The sequence below is a fragment of the Prevotella sp. tf2-5 genome (assembly GCF_900115435.1).
Taxonomy (GTDB): domain Bacteria; phylum Bacteroidota; class Bacteroidia; order Bacteroidales; family Bacteroidaceae; genus Prevotella.
Map to the genome: position 1 here is coordinate 182954 of NZ_FOWK01000006.1, position 17787 is coordinate 200740.

Consider the following 17787-nt stretch of genomic DNA (forward strand, 5'->3'; position numbering starts at 1 on the left):
TAAAAAGTTAGGAGTTTTCCTTATCTTTGCATTGTTTTTTGATAATTTTAAACTTATGAAATATTACTTGTTATTTGCACTCGCTTTTCTGTTGAATAGTTGTCAACTTACTGACGCCAACTCGTCTGAAGCCGTTGACAAGCCCCTCCTCGCATGGGCAGAGGCCTATTTCAGCTTCGACTATAAGGAGGCCTTGAACTATATGACCCCTGAGAGTGAGAAATGGATACGCTTTGCAGCCTCCAACATCACGGAGAAGGATGTCAGCTATATTAACGAGCATAACCAAGAGGCAAAGGTAGAGATCGTCGACCGTTACATGATGGCTGGTGACACGACCTGTTCCGCAAGGATCCGCGTCTCCGATTTCGTACAACTGGGGTTTATCGGTGAGGACAGCAAGGTCATCGACCAAGCCGAATACCAAGTGACACTGGTCAACCGCGACGGCAAATGGCTGGTTAGAATGGAAGGCCCACTGCAAAGTGGAAAGTAAAGTCACGACTGAGTTTCGGATGGGCGATAGGATAATGCTCGTCCCCCTCCTTATAGGCGGGATTGACCGCTTTCATACCCATATCGAAACGGAGGATAAAGTAATCGAAGTTAAAGCGGAAGCCCATACCATAGCCTACAGCAAGCTGTCTCCAGAATTCTGAGAACTTAAACTGTCCTCCCGGTTGCTCGTCATAGGCACGGAGGGTCCATATATTTCCCGCATCCACGAAAAGGGCGACACCAAGTTTCCAGAACAGATGGGCGCGATACTCCATGTTCAGGTCGAGTTTCATGTCACCCGTCTGGTTGATGAAGTCGATGCGTCCGTCCTTACTGATATAATTTCCCGGACCGAGACTTCTCACGCTCCATCCTCTCACACTATTGGCGCCACCAGAGAAATAACGCTTGTCAAAAGGCAGGATCGTACTATTACCATAGGGATAGGCAACACCCAATCCCGCATGGAACACCAGTTGGTTGGCATAGTTGAAATTGATGGTACGGGTGATATTGAAATCCGCCTTGACATACTGGGCATAGGCAATATCGAGGAAGGTATACTGTCCCTCGTTATTCTGATGGAATCCAAATGTCCTCGCCGCCAGTCCCAACAGGTTACCCGCTGTCTCCGCATTCGCCTTGATGGCAATGATACCATTATTATAAGAATAGCCCACGCCAAACTTCATGATGAAGAGGTTCTCGTAGTTATAGCGCAGGATCGCGTTGCGACTGGTGGTATCGTCCAGATAGTCTTTCTTGAAAGTATCACTGATCCACGGCATCGAGACATAGTTCAAGTCCAACAGGTCGATACGGTAATGGTCATGATGGTGGGGGTTATTCCATTTATACCTCCAAGCCACAGAGAACACTCGCCGGTGGAACTCAGGACGGTTCTGCAGGTCATACAACATAGACACCTCACTGCTGGCGTTGATACGACGATGGATGTCTGACGGCAAGAAGGGGGCAATGAAACGAGGGAAGCTCAACTTCGCACCCAGACTGTATTCCAAGAAGTTATGGTTGGAATATCCCTCCAGTCCCTTGATCGCCTCATAGGCTCCGCGCAACTCAATGGACAAGCTCTCCGAGCCCCTGAACAGGTTACGGTTCTGATAGGTCAGTGTGGCAGCGGCACCCAAGTCACCTGCGGTATTGGTGCCTTCCGGTTGGAAGGAGATCGTCGAGGGCTTGTTCGTACTGATCTGTATCTGGCAGTCCAGCAGACTACTGTCCGGCTGTTCTTTCCAGGAGATATTGGTATAGCGCACGGCACCCAGTCTCGCGAAGTTATTATACGTGTTCTGCAGATTCTCCGCTGAGTAATAGTCACCTTTCTTGATATACGTATTACGCTGCAACACCCCCTCTCGCAGATGAAGGACAGAGTCCTCCGGGTCACCGCTGGAGAACTGCACGTCCCTGACGGCATAACGCTGATGAGACAACTCATGTCCTTTGTTATCACGTTGCTTCCGCAGCACCAACACCACATCTATCTCTTGGGAGTTTGCCACGGAATCCGCCTCGAACATAATGTATTCCTTATTAAAACGGTAATAACCGAGGTTATTCAACTCATTGGTGATACGCTTACGCTCTCCGTCCAGATTCTCCACACTGAAACGCATCCCACTCTTAAGTCCCCGCTGACTGGGATCGTCAAGGCGTAACAGGCTGTTAATCATGGAGTCCTCAATGACATAGTCCACCTTGCGGATGGTATAGGGCTTCCCCGGATGCAACAGATACGTGACATCAATGGTCTTCTTCCTGGACTTGGTCATCGCATCCACACTGGCACGCAGATACCCCATGTTCACCAACTGCATCTGCAGGTCTTCCATCGACCTGCGGGTACTGAGGGAGTCATACAATACGGGAGCCTCTCCTATTGAGCGCAACACACGGTTGAGCCACTTGGTGGTATCCCTTCCTGAGAGGGAATAGGTGGCAAGGGGAATCCTGACAGCGGAGAACCAACGGGCATTGCCATGCTGACGCACATAGGCTTTCATGGCTGAGGGTTCTACCCCTTTCGTCTTGGGCTCGCTCTTCACCTGTACTTTATTCAACAAATACGCCCCCTCAGGGACATATTTTGTCTCTGAACAGGCACATAAAAGGAGCACCAGGAAAAGATATATTGCGTATCTGAGTCGCATTTTGTTGCAAAGGTACGAATTTTTTTCTATCTTTGCAGCAAAATACAAGAAAATGATTAGCAAAAACCAGATCAAACTCATCCGTTCTTTGGAATTAAAGAAGAACAGGAAACGGGAGGGACTCTTCGTGGCTGAGGGTCCGAAAGTGGTTGGTGATCTGTTGCAGGCTGGTTACCAGCCAAGGATGATTTTCTCTACGACGGAGCGTCCTGACGCAGGACTTATCACTGAGGAGGAGCTGCATAAGATCAGTTTCCTGCAGCACCCGCAGGAAGTCCTCGCCGTCTTTGAGACACCTGCCAGCCATCAGCCATCAGCCATCAGCCATCAACTCTCCCTCGCTCTTGACGGCATACAGGATCCTGGTAACCTGGGAACGATTATCCGTATTGCCGACTGGTTTGGTATCTCCGTCATCTATTGTTCCATGGAGACAGCGGATGTCTACAACCCCAAAGTGGTACAGGCAACGATGGGGAGTCTTGCCCACGTACAGGTCATCTACACTGATTTGTCGGAACTTTTCAGAAACATACCATCCTCGTATCCTATTTATGGTACGTTATTGGACGGGGAGAATATCTATGAACAAGGACTGACTCACGAGGGAATTATCGTCATGGGTAATGAGGGCAACGGTATCTCACCAGAGATACGACAGTTAGTCAACAGGCGGTTGTTGATTCCCGATTTCCATGCAGATGGTTTACGTGCCGAGAGTCTCAACGTCGCCATCGCCACCGCCATCACCTGTTCGGAGTTCCGACGCAGGAAATAAAATAGGGGAAGCCGTCTTCACAGATAGCTCACCCCCCGAGGAAAATGATAAATATAGATTAAATTACTAGTAAGTGCAAAGGTACGAATAATTCTTGTATCCGCAAATTTTTATCTTAAAAAATCCCACATTTAACGTCTTTTTAACGTGTTAAAACATTCTCAATGCCTCATAGATGCGTTGCACAGGTAGTCCCATGACATTAAAATAACTGCCGTTCATCCCTGTCACCCCCACATGTCCTATCCATTCCTGGATACCATAGGCTCCCGCTTTGTCGAAGGGACGGTAATGCTCAACATAATAATGGATCTCCTCGTCTGTCAAGGTCTTGAAAGTCACGTCTGTCTCTACAGAGAAATTCACCTGCTTCTCTTTTGTCGTCAGACAGACACCAGTGATGACCTGATGGGTATGACCACTCAGCTCATGGAGCATCCCTACAGCCTCAGCGGCATCCTTGGGTTTACCCATCACTTTTTGACCAAGAATAACAATGGTGTCGGCAGTGATAATCAACTCATCAGCTGCCATAGTCTGTTGGTAGGCATCCGCCTTTTTCTTTGCGATATATCCTGCGATATCCTTCGTGAGAAGGTCTTGAGGAAAACTTTCATCAATACCGTCTATCACCCGGACATCAAAAGGGATATCCAACCCTGCCAGAAGTTCTTTTCGCCTGGGTGAATTGCTGGCTAGAATAATATGATAACGATCACTTACCATCCGAATGCCCTTTCATCCTGCAGCCATTTCCCTTGTGCCTTCAGCGTCTGCTCAATCACATCCCTGCCGCAACCACAACCGCCTTCATAGTCACTCACATAGATACTGACCTCTTTCACCTCGTTACAAGCATCTTTCGGACAGACGGGGCATCCTACCCTACGCATGACCTCCAGATCAGGAATATCATCACCCATGAACATCACCTCGTCTTCTTTCAAGTCATGTTTGGCGAGAAACTCCTCATAGACCTTGATCTTCACAGCAGCCCCGAGGTAGACATCTGTCATACCCAGTCCCTCATAGCGTTTCCGCACCGCGTCAATCCTACATCCTGAGATGATGGCGATATTCAATCCCATCTTCACGGCAAGCTGGATGGCATAGCCATCCTTGATATTCACAGTGCGTAAAGGAGTGCCGTCCATCCCCAGCGAGATGGTCGACTTGCTCAGCACGCCATCTAAATCAAAGACGATGGCACGTATCTTCCGTAAATCGTAGTTTATCATTGTTGTTCTGCTTTTCGATGTATATGCAACGACACCCTTTCGTAAAGATCTTTCATAATGGGATGGTTGCGTAACAACTGTACTTGATGACGTATTACATTCTCGTCATAGCGGACCGCAGGACCTGTCTGTGCCTGCAAGGGATGCAACTGATGCACCTTGCGTGCCGTCTCGTCAATCAGGGGCAGCATCACGTCAAAGTCCATACCATGCTCCTCTAACACCTCTGCAGCCATCGCATAACAATGGTTGACGAAATTACAGGCAAAGACTGCCGCGAGGTGCAGATACTGTCTGTCATCACTCGATAACTCGTAGACACGTTCCGTCACACTTTCCGCCAGGTGTCTGATAACCTGCATCGCCTTCTCGTCACTCGCCTCGATGAAGGTAGGAATCTCCGCAAAGTCGACAGGGCGTTCTTTGGAAAACGACTGCATGGGATAGAACACACCATAATGGTGAGCCATCCCCCGAAACATCTCCATGGGCATCGAACCTGCGGTATGCATGAACACCTGTGACTCCCTACCCTTCGTCACGGCTGGTATCACATCAGCTAACACAGAGTCCTTGACGGAGATGATATACGCATCTGCCTCCATCGGCATATCCTCAGCCCTGTCAACAGGAATACCACCGATACGGTCAGCAAGTGCCTTTGCCGATTTCATGGTACGGCTATTCACACAGATAATCTCATGACCCGCCCCCAATAAGGTGAGTCCAAGATTCGTGGCTAATCGTCCAGCACCTATCAATACGATCCGCATGCCCAATAATCAATACTTATTAAGGTGTACATTCTCCCATTTCAGTTTCTCCTCGTTCTGAGGCTTACGCTCATCCGCCTTATGTCCTATGGCGAGGATACAGAGGCACGACAGGTTCTCCGGGATGTCCAATACACCCTGTATCACGGTGTCGGCACTCGTTCCGTCACTCAGTCCACGTCCACGCATCTGAATCCAACAAGAGCCAAGTCCCAAAGCCTCAGCCTGATACTGCATCGAGATGGCGGCAATAGAACCATCCTCCACCCAACAGTCGTTCTGCATGGGATCACCTAACACAACAATGGCTAACGGGGCACCTTTCAGGAACTGTCCTCCCATATCCTTGGCATCCGACAGTTTCTCAAGGTCCATCTTATCATCCACCACTACAAACTGCCAGGCACGTTGTCCTTTGGACGTGGGAGACATCAGTCCCGCACGAAGAATCGTCTTCACATCCTCACCATCTATCTCCTCTTCTGTAAACTTACGATGCGAACGGCGCATCTGTACTAATTCCTTAAATTCCATTGGCTTTTTTGTCATATTTGTGGATGCGAAGATACAAAATATTCTTCATTCAACCAAAAAAGATATCACAAAATGATGTCACTCCAGTAAATATAAATGACTAAAGTATAACCTTCTTTCGCTTCATCGTAGTCTTGTCCTCTTGAGAGGGTTCGTTACTGAGGGCAATGACATACCCCATGAAGAGATCACCACATGCTATTATAATAGCTACCACAAATAATAAACTGATCATATCACTATTCTTTTATTGTTATTAATTTCGATGGCAAAATTAAAGAGAGGGTGTACCATAAGTCGGGACACCCTGCAAATAGTTTTGTTAAAGAATGCTAAAGATGGATGGGGAACGGCAAGGTTACCACAAAAAAAAGATGGGTCCGTGATTGACGGACCCACCCTTTTTATCATCATTCTTCTATCGGATTACATGTTAGGCAACTCCAGCCACTTCACGTAGCAGAAGTCCTGACGGTGAGGAAGATTCTTGTTCTTCGGATACATGCGGATAGCCGACTTGTATTGTCCGAACTGCTGAGGAGTCAACTCTGCCTCGAAGGTATAGTTGTTACCTTCATGACCCGTCATCTTCAGCGGCTCCACGTTATAGACTTTCTCACGTCCGTCCTTGTCAAGACAAACATTGACTTTCTCCAGTCCAACGGCATCATCGAGACCCTGCTCGTTGATGACGTACTTGATATAGTACTTCTGTCCTGCCTCACAACCTGTTGCAGGGAAGTTCCACTCGCAGCTGACGACATTGATGGCGTCCCAACGCTCAGCAACAGCCTCTTTCCACTGGGCAATATCCTTGGCAAGACGATTGTCATTCTTAGAAAGCTCCTTGAAGCGCTTAGCCTCTTTCTCGTAGAACTTGCTGTAATAGTCGTCGAGCTGACGCTTCATGGTATAGTGAGGAGCAATCTGGGCGATAGAGTTCTTAATGACCTTGATCCAGCCCTTCGAAATGCCCTTCTTATCCCTGTCATAGTAAAGGGGAATAATCTCACTCTCCAACAGTCCATAGATGGTAGCGGCATCAAGCTGATCCTGATAGCCCTGGTTCTGGTAGGTACGCTTCTCGGTAAGAGCCCATCCAGCACCCTCACGATAGCCCTCCAGCCACCAACCGTCCTTCACGGAGAGGTTGACGACACCATTCATCTCAGCCTTCTCACCAGAGGTACCAGAAGCCTCAAGAGGACGTGTAGGAGTATTCATCCAGATATCCACACCAGAGACGAGACGACGAGCCAACAGGAAGTCGTAGTCCTCAAGGAAGATAATCTTACCCTGGAACTCATCGAGCTGGGAGATATCGAAGATCTTCTTGATCAGGCCCTGACCAGCACCATCGGCTGGGTGAGCCTTACCTGCGAACAGGAAGATCACAGGACGCTCAGGATTGTTGACAATCCTTTTCAGACGCTCAAGATCTGTGAACAACAGGTGGGCACGCTTGTAGGTAGCGAAACGGCGGCAGAAGCCGATAACAAGTGCATTGGGGTTAAAGCGCTCTACCAGTTTCACGACACGGGCGGGATCGCCTTGGTTCTTCAGCCATGTCTCCGTAAACTGGACAGCGATATATTCGAATAGTTTCTTCTTCAATGCCTGGCGTGTAGCCCATACCTCCTCATCGGGACAGTTGTAGATACCGTGCCAGATTTCCTCGTTCGACTGGTCGCTCATGTGGCTCGGATCAAAGTACTTGGCATAGACACTACGCCACTCAGTAGCACACCAGGTGGGGAAGTGAACACCATTGGTAACATAGCCCACGTGGTTCTCCTCAGGATAGTAGCCGTTCCAGATAGGAGCGAACATCTGCTGACTTACCCATCCGTGCAGCTTTGACACACCATTCACCTCCTGACAAGTGTTGCAGGCGAAAGTTGACATACAGAACTTCTCACCATGGTCATTAGGATTAGTACGTCCCATGCCGATGAACTCATCCCAAGAGATGCCAAGCTTAGCAGGATAAGCACCCATGTACTTACCAAACAAGCCCTCCTCGAAATAGTCATGACCAGCAGGAACCGGGGTGTGAACAGTATAGAGAGAAGAGGCACGTACCAACTCCAAAGCCTGGTTGAAGGTCAGTCCTTCCTCGATATAATCACACAGACGCTGCAGGTTGCAGAGAGCAGCGTGACCCTCGTTACAATGGTAGATATCCTTCTTGATACCCAGTTTCTTCAACAGCAGCATACCACCGATACCCAGCAGGATCTCCTGCTTCAGACGGTTCTCCCAGTCACCACCATAGAGACTATGTGTGATGGGCTTGTCGAAGTCTGAGTTCATCTCATTGTCAGTATCCAGCAGGTAGAGTTTCACACGACCTACATTCACACGCCAGACACTGGCATGTACCTGATAGTTGGTGTAAGGAACATCAATCACCAATGGGTTGCCGTCCTTGTCCAGTTGACGCTCGATGGGCAGTGAGCCGAAATTCTGAGACTCGTAATTGGCAATCTGCTGTCCGTCCATTGACAGACTCTGTGTGAAGTATCCGAAACGATAGAGGAAACCTACGGCACACATATCGACATTAGAGTCTGAAGCCTCTTTCACATAGTCACCGGCAAGCATACCCAGACCACCAGAGTAAATCTTCAGAGCAGAGTGAATACCATACTCCATACAGAAATAAGCGACGGAGGGACGCTTAGAGTCTGGGGCTACATCCATGTACTTGCGGAACAAGTCGTAAACGTTCTTGACACGTTTCATCAGCGCCTTGTCTTTCAGTATCTCTTCTTTACGAGCGAAGCTCAAGCGCTCCAGCAGCATTACCGGGTTGTGCTTCACATCATGATAAAGCTCAGGGTCAAGGTCACGGAACAGGTCACGTGCCTCGTAGTTCCATACCCACCACATATTGTGGGCAATCTCGTCCAAACACTTCAGTTGCTCGGGAAGACTTGACTTGACAGTCAGTTCCTTCCACTGTGGAGCATTTGCATAATCAGCTTTAATTTTCATAACTAATAATTGTATTGATATTCTCTTGTTCGTTTTTTACTTATTCTCCATACGAGTCTCCGCCTTACGGAGAGCAATATCGTACGCCTCATAATAGTACTTAATGAACTCACTCCAGAGTGCTTTCTTAGAGAGCTCATCAGCATGCTTACGACACTCGTCAACCTGTTTCTTTGTCATACCAGAGAACCTGGCGACAGTATCCTTGATGGTATCGGCAACCTCAGAGTAGTTATAGTCAGTACGATGGATCACCTTCACGCCGTCCTCTATCTCACCATAGTGACCAAACTCCTTGTTTGCCCATAGGCCGAAACCTGCAAGGTCGGTGGTGATACATGGTACCTTGAAGGCGACAGCCTCCAGCGGGGTATAGCCCCAAGGCTCATAATAAGAGGGATAGATGCAGAGGTCATTACCCAGCACGACATCATAATAGGTCATATCCATGATACCATCCTTGCTGTCGAGATAACACGGCAGGAAGATCACTTTCACTTGGTCTTCCTTACGATTGTGCATATCGTAGTATTTCATCATACCCAGCACATTATCATGGCTCATGTTATGCAACCAGTGGGTCACCTGCGGCACCTCCAAGGGAGTATCGAACGACTTCCCACTGGCAAGACGCTCCTGCAGGTCCTTACGGGGCTCCCCTACCCAACCAGGCACCTCAATGAAGGCGAGTACCTTCTTCTTCAAGTCCTTGTCACGCAACAAACGGTTCATTGCCTCCACAAAGACATCGATACCCTTGTTACGGAACTCATAGCGACCTGAGGTAGACACAATCAGTGTGTCATCGTCAAGACGCTCACCCAACAGGGCATTAGCGATCTCCAACAGACGCTTGCGGGCAGCCTTACGTTTCTTGGTGAAGGTGGCAGCCTTGGGAACGAAACTATTATCGAAACCATTGGGCAGCACCACATCGACAGGTTTGTCGAGCAGTTCCTTACACTCATTTGCCGTGATGTCACTGACCGTCGTAAAACAGTCGACATGCCATGCTGTCTGCTTCTCAATGGAGTGCTTGCTCTGCATGTTCAGCTCATCAGCCATCTGATCACCATGATAGGCGAAGAGGTAGTCATAAAGGGGTTTCTGATTACCTGCGATGGAACGACCAATGCTGGTGGCATGTGTCGTGAAGACAGTACCGATCTGGGGCAGCACATTATTAATATACAAGGCACCCAGTCCGCACATCCATTCGTTAGCATGATAGATGACACGTTTCTTTTTGTTCAGTAGATAGTGATTATAGAAGTTCTCTACAACCAACGCAGCAGCATACGAGAACATGGATGCTTCGTCGTAATCGCCATAAGCATGCAATGAATCCACATGATAGTGCTCCCATAACCATGCGTAAATCTCGTTTTTCTTCTCAAAGAAAGGCTTGAAATCCACTAAGACTGCGATTGGCTCTCCAGGAACTGTCCATCGTCCGACTCTCACCTCAAGGCCATTCTCTTTCGCCTCCCATTGCCACTCGGCAAAGAGCGACTTATCCTCTTGGAAATATGGACTCTCTTGTTCCTGCCAAAAATCGGGACCAATGAAGATGATCTGGTCCTTCATCACATCCTGTAATGTCTTTGCCCGAGTGGAGAGCACGGTATAAATACCGCCAACCTTATTACAAACCTCCCAGCTCGATTCAAAGATATAATCAGGCTTTAACATTTCTTTTCCCATTCTTATACATGTATAACGGCTACAAAGGTACTTAAAAATTTTTAAATCGCAGAATGTTTGTCGATATATTTTTAGTCATTTATACAATTAATTGATTTAGATTTAGTACCTTTGTCGCACACAAAGATTTGAAGATGAAAAGAACCATTTTATCTATATTTATCGGTATGCTGCTGTCTCCCGTCTTTGCACAGGAGGGAGGGAAGTCTTTCAAAGGTTATCTCTATAATGACGAATATGAGGTGTTCCTGCGTATCAACTTTTATGATAAGAACATCAAGATCGCAGGACAGGAACTGTACGGGGAGCTGCCTGGTTATCTGGGGCGGAAGGGGCACTCGTTCTGCTGGGTCATGGTAGAGGCAGAGATAGAGGATGAGAAGAAGGCTTCCATGACGCTGATCAACGATTTCGGCAGTGAGGATCTGGAGGCGACACTGACACGTAAGAACGACTCCGTCTATATCTTCAAACAAGAAAAAGGGAGCACTGTCAAGATACCGAAGAACGGTAAGTGGCAGAAACTCCCTAAGACGCTGGAATTCAAGCAGAAATAGCGTTACAGCAAGATTGGTATCAATACTTTGATGCCAATATTACGACCCATATTACAAATGCCTGGTCCGTCAGCATACTTCAATCGACTGAGATGCGACTGGTAAGAACGATCGAACAGGTTTGTGGCATTCAGGAATACAGAAGCTACTTTCCTGCCATGCCATTTGACATCTGTACCAGCTGAGAGATTGAACAGTGTATAAGAAGGTGTCTCCGTCTCTGTCGCATTCGCCGTATGCACATGACCCTGACGCAGATAGCACTCCATTCCCAGACTCACATAGGTGTTGTTCAGCACACGTCCGTCACGAATAATATCATAACGTAAATCACTAGTCCAGCGAGGAGCCGGTGTAAAGGGCAGATAACGACTTCCCGATGGTTGATGCAACTGTACGGCATTCACATACGAGAAGGTATTCTCGAAATGCAAGGGCTCAATGGGGTGTAAGTCAACCAATAGTTCCCCACCCCACAAACGGGCATCACCTGACATATACTGAAACTCATCGCTTTTCACGTCTAACCGTTGTAAAAAGATATAGTTGTTGATGTGATTGGCAAACAGGGATAATTGAGCAGAAAGGATACTTGAGGAATAGTCAACACCCAGATCAAACTGCCAACTGCGTTCTGGTGACAATGAGTGATTACCTATCTCATAACGGAATGTTCCCTCATGCTCACCATTGGAACCCAGTTCACTAAGGTTAGGAGCACGGAAACCATGCGAAAGATTAAGACGGGCATTCCACTGAGAGGTGATACGATAAATAACACCAAGACTACCTGTCAATCCTTTGAAATTACGACTGAAGTCCTCAAAACGCTCCTCGCCATCATCCATCAGGGCATAACTGTGCAGGTGACGATGGTCGAACCGCAGTCCTCCACTCAGTGTCCATTGCTTAAAATTACGGGTTACAGAGGCAAAAGCACCTATATCAAACAGACGATAGGAAGGTATCAGGAACTCCTCGCCAAGATTCTCTGAGTGTTGCCACATTCCTGAAATACCTGCCGACCATTGCCACAAATCCTTGGTGGAGACATAATGGACATCATAATTGACGGTATGCAGGCGGAAGTCGAGTCCTAACTCATCGTTTTCCTCATACTCCTTACGGCGATTCTGCTGATAGCCAACAACAGCCTTTAATGAACCATCACCAATAATGAAAGAGTTGTCGAGAACTGCTTTATGATGATAGATTTTCTGATAAGCTGCCGATGGCGCCAACTCACCAGTCGCCTCATCACGTTCGCCCTCTACAAGTCCTGGAGTAATATGGTAGGTGGAGAACTTCAGGTGGGAATAGCCCCAACTGCGATTCAGTCCTAACATTCCTGTCAGTGCCTGTTCACGGAATTGCGAGCCCCACACTTTACCATCACGTTTGTTCTCATACTCACCGGCATCTTTCTGGCTCCATCGCCAGTTCCAGACGACACCGCCCTTGTTACCTGCGAAATCAACAGTATAGTCCCACATCCGGTTATTCGTCTGATACTCACCCCCTACCATTGCCCGCATCTTTCCTTGTGGCATGACGGGTTGTTCGTGAAGTACCAACACACCAGCCATCGCATCGGAACCATACATCAGCGAGGCTGGACCTTTCAGAATCTCGACAGAGTGCACCGTCTGGGCATCTACCTCAATACCATGTTCGTCACCCCATTGCTGTCCTTCCTGACGGATTCCGTCATTGACGGTAACGATACGATTATAACCCAGACCGCGAATGACAGGTTTGGAGATACCGCTACCTGTTGTAATCTGAGATACTCCCGGCTGATGCGCCACCGCATCGATGATATTCGTCGATGAGGTCTCCTGAAGGACACGTGGAGCAACCACAGAAATAGGTGCTGGTGAATGGTTGGCACGTGTAGAACCAGTTAATCCCGTCACTGTAACTTCCTGCAGATGTTGCATGTGATGACTGAAACTATCAATAGTATCTGTCTCAGTTTGTGCCGCCACGGGAGCACACAGGCATACCCATGACAGCAATAATATATATATTGCCTTCATTTTTGTATTATCTGATAAATGTTATACTAAAATACAATTTTATCAGATAACAGGAGGTGCTCGCGGGGAATGAGGACGGTACACCGCCGACAGGCACCGCGGTGTTTGGGTGGATAATAAGACTGTGTCAACCTGTCTTGCTACTACCAATACCACCGTCATTGCTGCCACAAAGGACAGAGAGACGAACTGGCAGAGTACACAGTCATGAATATGAATGGCTTGTAAAGAAATATGCCCTCCATGTGGTAAGTGATTGGTACACTCGTAACAACCACTTTCCACACTGACGGCATACTGATGGGTGTGCATGAAAGAGAACAGCAGTATTGGCAAGAACACCAATAGCAACAGCCTTGCAGCCCATGTTCTCTTCTGCGTCTGCTTCATTTCTAATGGATTACATGTTCATACCACCATCTACCTGAATGACCTGACCGCTGACATAACTAGACATGTCGGAGGCAAGGAAGGTAGCAACGTTGGCGATATCCTCCACCTGACCACCACGACGAAGAGGAATCTTATTAATCCACTCCTTGCGGATATCGTCAGGCAATGCCTGGGTCATAGCGGTATCAATGAAACCGGGAGCAATGGCGTTGGCACGGATTCCCTTGGGACCCATCTCCTGACCAATACTCTTGGCAAGGGCTATCAGACCAGCTTTTGACGCTGCATAGTTTGCCTGTCCGGCATTACCGTGAACACCTACCACAGATGCCATATTGATGATACTACCACCACGCTGACGCATCATCACAGGGACACAGGCATGAATGAAGTTAAAGGCTGATTTCAGGTTGACCGCAATCACAGCATCCCACTGCTGCTCTGTCATACGAAGCATCAGACCGTCTTTCGTGATACCTGCGTTATTCACCAGAATATCAACACTGCCAAACTCCTCTTTCACTGCCTTCACCACTTCCTCTGTCTGAGCAAAGTCTGCAGCGTTGGAGGCATAGCTCTTTGCCTTTACACCCTTGGCTGCGATCTCCTTCTCTGTCTCTTCATTCACCTCTAAATCGGTGAATGCGATATTAGCGCCTTCCTCGGCAAACTTCAATGCAATAGCTTTTCCAATACCGCGTGCAGCTCCTGTAATCAAAGCTGTCTTACCTTCTAATAATCCCATAATTCTTTATTGATTAATATATTAATTGTTTTTAATCGTAATATGTCCCAAAGCACCATAGACAAACTTGGCGACTTGTGGCTTAGTGGCTTCCTCTGAGAGCCCATGGGCAATACGTCCATAGATATATGGTACCTCAAGTCCCTTGATACAATAATGGGTGATGTTTGCCACCAAATCCACATTATCTATGTCAAACTCTCCGTCTTCCTTTCCCTCACGGAATACTTTGCAGAAAAGCTCAATCTCTGCGGCGTCAAAACTCTTGCGGACTTTCTCCACCATCCAGATATTACGGAAGAACTCTGCACGAAGATTACCATTGCGCACCACCGTCTCACGAATCATATTCAGATGAGTGTATATCAACTCCACCACCTTGTCCTGAGGACGAATCTTACGGGCGGCAACTTCATCAAGTTTATCGGACAAACGCTCCAATTCTCCCTCGATGACGGCATAATAGATATCTTCCTTCGATTTGAAATAGGTATAGAGGGTACGGCGTCCCTTGCCTGAGGCAAGGGCAATGTCATTCATCGTCGTATTCTCCATTCCATTCTTGGCAAACAATTGGCGCGCCACGTCAACCAACTTCTGTCTGGTCTTTGATATTGACATCTTTTCTATCCTCCCAAATTATTTTGCATTGCACATAACAAATACAGTGTGCAAAATTAGAAAATACTTTCCAAACAGCCAAATCTTTTCACAGAAATTGCCGGAAAAACAGCTTATTTACAAAAAAACAGCTTATTTTTTTGGTCTTTTCAAAAAATAGTCGTACCTTTGCAGCCGCTTAAGAGAAATTGATCGCGGAGTGGAGCAGTTGGTAGCTCGCCAGGCTCATAACCTGGAGGTCGCACGTTCGAATCCTGCCTCCGCAACTAAAAAAGAGAGACGCAACCCTTTGGATTGCGTCTCTCTTTTAGTTGTAGTTTCTAATTACTTCAGGTGTCGCATCACCTTCTCGTAGTAACGCTGAGTAGCACGTTTCGAATAGTGCTGACCTCCGTTCCATGAACGGATGGCATGCTCAACATCATTAGCGCGATTGAAAAACGACTGTATCAGGAGAAACATCTCCTTAGACTTCTGAACGTCAAAACGATCGTTTAAGGTAAAACGCTTCTTGCTCTTTCTCTTCTCCAGAATGAGGTTGCACTCCTTCACACAAATAGGTGTAATTTGCATAGCACCACATGAGGGGCCGCTAACTGCCCTGGAGTTTCCTCCACTTTCCACCTGAATAATCGCATTGATTACAGGATTCCAGTCAAAAGAGCCATTTTTCTCAGCATACGAATTAACAGAACTAACCATCAAAACTAATGCTGTCATTAACATTTTTCTAACAACCTTTATCATATAATTCTCTTTTAAGTATGACCGTCTCACCACGAGACATTCAACCGCCACACTATTATTTTCGGGGGCAAAGGTACGGCATTTTATTCAACCAACCAAACAATACTACAAATTATAACATTGATTATCAATTAATTAACATATATCAAGAGGTCGAAAACAGAAATAAAAGTAAGAAAACAATGAAGATATTTGGTAAATAGGAGAAAAAGAATTATCTTTGCAGACGATTTCGGATTAACCATTCAGCTATTCGGGATCAACGTTCATTACAATACAATGTAGTTCTAAAAACTATTAGTATGCCTATTAAAAAATTATTAACACGTGCATTTCTATGCATGTCCCCGTGGGCTCTAGGAGCTTGCGAGAAGGAACTTATCAGCGACGATCCCATCAACGCTGAGAGTTCAGTGAGTATCATTACTCGAAACGTGAATGCTGAGGAGACTATCAGTTTCCCTGTGGATGTTTATGTGTTTGGCAAAGAAACAAAGACATTTGTTAATCACAAGAAGCTAATAGACGAAGACACTCCGCTCGCCTTCAGTCTTCCCCTTGGATCCTACTCTGTCTATGCTATTGGAGGAACTGACGAAAGTTGTTATATTCTCCCGTCAGAAGAGACGATAGAGGAGAATTCTGAAATCACTTTAAGAGAAGGGAAGGAGCATACTGACCTGATGACGGCTCACCAAGACGTCATCCTTGAGACTAAGGAGGATTACCAACTAACACTCCAGCTCGAAAGACAGGTTATCCAACTGACCAATGTGACTATCAGCCAAGTACCTGCAGATGTCTCTTCCATCAGTATCTCATTGTCTACTAGCTATAAAAGCATTCTGATTAACGGAAAACTAGGGACAGAATGGACTCACAACTATTCTCTCGCAGACCATGGTAATGGGGAATGGGTACTACCCACTCCTGTCATGATGCTTCTTGACACAGAATCTGCAATCATTACCATTAGTATGACGCAAAAAGATAATTCTGTTAAAGACTACATCTATTCCTGTCCTGATGACCTCATGAAGAATTATCAGATCAGTATCAATGCCACCTATCAAGAAGATCATAACGTCAATATCATTGGAAGTATCACTGGTAGCTCTTGGGCAGGAAACAGAGATATTGTCTTCAGTTTTGGGGAAAGTAATATCTCTAATGAGAATAATAATGGTAACAACAACAATGATGATGACGACGATATCATCAACGCGACTGCTCCAGCAGCAAACACCGTCTATAAAGATTGTTATGTGGTGAATGTCACGCCAAATGAGAAAGGATACAAAGAAGTACTCCTCGCTTATAAAGAAGATATCAGTATTGATCCTCAGAATAAAACTGAAGAACAAGTCCTCCAGGATGTCAATAGTCAATTAAACTCTTTGTCCATCTACAATATCTCCGGATGGAGATTACCTAATAAAGAGGAAGCAAGTCTAATATCTTCCAAATCAGGACTCCTTCACATCCTGACTAAATTCTACTATTATTTAGAAGACGGAAGGATCAAGATATTCAACAGCAATGGACTTCTCAATATCCAGTATAATGCAGGAGAAGAAATCCGCCCAGTAACCATTCTAAAATTCAAACAGTAAAATATATTATTAACAAAAAAGCCCTGATTCATTGCTGAATCAGGGCTTCATCAATAAAAGTGGCGGCCTCCTACTCTCCCGCATTGCATTGCAGTACCATCGGCGCAGGCGGGCTTAACTTCTCTGTTCGGAATGGGAAGAGGTGGGACCCCGCCGCAATAACCACCTGATAATTCTTCGGATTAGTAATTAGGAATTAGGAATTAGGAATTAGGATTACATCACTCTCCCACCACATCACCAACCGTATAGGTGACAATCTCCACAAGCAAGACGCCGGTCAGGACAGCGAAACAACAACTGAAGGGATGACTCGACGCGAAAGCGTTCGGGCAATTAGTACAGCTCGGCTTTGACGTCACCGTCTTTACACCTG

The 17787-nt window shown here is 46.7% G+C and carries 17 protein-coding genes, 1 tRNA gene and 1 rRNA gene; 5 read left to right on the plus strand and 14 right to left on the minus strand.

The features are described from left to right. The first annotated feature begins 55 nt into the window (after window positions 1-55). Entirely contained in the window at window positions 56-496 is a 441-nt protein-coding gene (locus BM257_RS08405; protein WP_092071006.1) for a hypothetical protein, read from the plus strand. Here BM257_RS08405 and BM257_RS08410 read toward each other — a convergent pair. Next, entirely contained in the window at window positions 462-2672 is a 2211-nt protein-coding gene (locus BM257_RS08410; protein WP_092071008.1) for a translocation and assembly module lipoprotein TamL, read from the minus strand. The genes BM257_RS08405 and BM257_RS08410 overlap by 35 nt on opposite strands. Before the next feature lie 52 nt (window positions 2673-2724). Here BM257_RS08410 and BM257_RS08415 point away from each other — a divergent pair, with 52 nt between their 5' ends. Further along, the gene (locus BM257_RS08415; RefSeq protein ID WP_092071013.1) at window positions 2725-3450 is read left to right on the plus strand and encodes an RNA methyltransferase; all 726 of its coding nucleotides are present in this window, start codon (window positions 2725-2727) and stop codon (window positions 3448-3450) included. Between the two features lie 150 nt (window positions 3451-3600). Here the strand turns inward: BM257_RS08415 and BM257_RS08420 are convergent, their stop codons facing one another. From BM257_RS08420 to BM257_RS08445, 7 genes are all read right to left on the minus strand, one after another. Further along, complete coding sequence (locus tag BM257_RS08420) at window positions 3601-4176, minus strand: Maf-like protein (RefSeq protein ID WP_092071016.1); 576 nt, start codon at window positions 4174-4176, stop codon at window positions 3601-3603. Further along, window positions 4170-4688, minus strand: a complete 519-nt coding sequence (locus tag BM257_RS08425; RefSeq protein WP_092071019.1) for a KdsC family phosphatase — start codon at window positions 4686-4688, stop codon at window positions 4170-4172. Before BM257_RS08425 ends, BM257_RS08420 begins: the two co-directional genes overlap by 7 nt. After that, the gene (locus tag BM257_RS08430) at window positions 4685-5461 is read right to left on the minus strand and encodes a Rossmann-like and DUF2520 domain-containing protein (protein ID WP_092071022.1); all 777 of its coding nucleotides are present in this window, start codon (window positions 5459-5461) and stop codon (window positions 4685-4687) included. Before BM257_RS08430 ends, BM257_RS08425 begins: the two co-directional genes overlap by 4 nt. 9 nt (window positions 5462-5470) lie before the next feature. Further along, the gene (locus BM257_RS08435; RefSeq protein WP_369821316.1) at window positions 5471-6010 is read right to left on the minus strand and encodes a nitroreductase family protein; all 540 of its coding nucleotides are present in this window, start codon (window positions 6008-6010) and stop codon (window positions 5471-5473) included. Between the two features lie 85 nt (window positions 6011-6095). After that, on the minus strand, window positions 6096-6230 hold the full coding sequence (locus BM257_RS15160) for a hypothetical protein (RefSeq protein ID WP_255405659.1): 135 nt from the start codon (window positions 6228-6230) through the stop codon (window positions 6096-6098). Window positions 6231-6421: 191 nt separating this feature from the next. Then, on the minus strand, window positions 6422-8992 hold the full coding sequence (gene glgP / locus BM257_RS08440; protein ID WP_092071028.1) for an alpha-glucan family phosphorylase: 2571 nt from the start codon (window positions 8990-8992) through the stop codon (window positions 6422-6424). Window positions 8993-9028: 36 nt separating this feature from the next. Beyond that, entirely contained in the window at window positions 9029-10684 is a 1656-nt protein-coding gene (locus BM257_RS08445; RefSeq protein ID WP_092071081.1) for a glycogen/starch synthase, read from the minus strand. 146 nt (window positions 10685-10830) lie between these two features. On the opposite strand from BM257_RS08445, the gene BM257_RS08450 reads away from it, so the two are divergent. After that, window positions 10831-11253 carry a hypothetical protein gene (locus BM257_RS08450; protein WP_255405660.1) on the plus strand — a complete coding sequence of 141 codons (423 nt, stop codon included), beginning with the start codon at window positions 10831-10833 and terminating at the stop codon, window positions 11251-11253. Between the two features lie 2 nt (window positions 11254-11255). Here the strand turns inward: BM257_RS08450 and BM257_RS08455 are convergent, their stop codons facing one another. The 4 genes from BM257_RS08455 to BM257_RS08465 are packed head-to-tail and all read right to left on the minus strand — an operon-like array spanning window position 11256 to window position 15051. Continuing rightward, entirely contained in the window at window positions 11256-13292 is a 2037-nt protein-coding gene (locus tag BM257_RS08455) for a TonB-dependent receptor (protein WP_092071034.1), read from the minus strand. A gap of 42 nt (window positions 13293-13334) precedes the next feature. Further along, a complete protein-coding gene (locus BM257_RS14565) occupies window positions 13335-13682 on the minus strand; it encodes a DUF2946 family protein (RefSeq protein WP_143096808.1) in 348 nt (115 codons plus the stop codon). Between the two features lie 10 nt (window positions 13683-13692). Next, window positions 13693-14430: a 3-oxoacyl-[acyl-carrier-protein] reductase gene (gene fabG, locus BM257_RS08460; RefSeq protein WP_092071037.1), complete on the minus strand. Its 738-nt coding sequence runs from the start codon at window positions 14428-14430 to the stop codon at window positions 13693-13695. 21 nt (window positions 14431-14451) lie between these two features. Further along, complete coding sequence (locus BM257_RS08465; protein WP_092071040.1) at window positions 14452-15051, minus strand: TetR/AcrR family transcriptional regulator; 600 nt, start codon at window positions 15049-15051, stop codon at window positions 14452-14454. 193 nt (window positions 15052-15244) lie between these two features. Between BM257_RS08465 and BM257_RS08470 the strand changes: the two genes are divergently transcribed. Beyond that, a tRNA-Met gene (locus tag BM257_RS08470) sits at window positions 15245-15317 on the plus strand. Between the two features lie 58 nt (window positions 15318-15375). Here the strand turns inward: BM257_RS08470 and BM257_RS08475 are convergent. Further along, on the minus strand, window positions 15376-15771 hold the full coding sequence (locus BM257_RS08475; RefSeq protein WP_369821317.1) for a lytic transglycosylase domain-containing protein: 396 nt from the start codon (window positions 15769-15771) through the stop codon (window positions 15376-15378). Window positions 15772-16139: 368 nt separating this feature from the next. Here BM257_RS08475 and BM257_RS08480 point away from each other — a divergent pair, with 368 nt between their 5' ends. Then, the gene (locus BM257_RS08480; RefSeq protein ID WP_092071043.1) at window positions 16140-17411 is read left to right on the plus strand and encodes a FimB/Mfa2 family fimbrial subunit; all 1272 of its coding nucleotides are present in this window, start codon (window positions 16140-16142) and stop codon (window positions 17409-17411) included. A 57-nt stretch (window positions 17412-17468) separates the two neighbouring features. On the opposite strand, the gene rrf is transcribed toward BM257_RS08480, so the two are convergent. Beyond that, a 5S ribosomal RNA gene (gene rrf, locus BM257_RS08485) occupies window positions 17469-17581 on the minus strand. Window positions 17582-17787 lie beyond the last annotated feature (206 nt).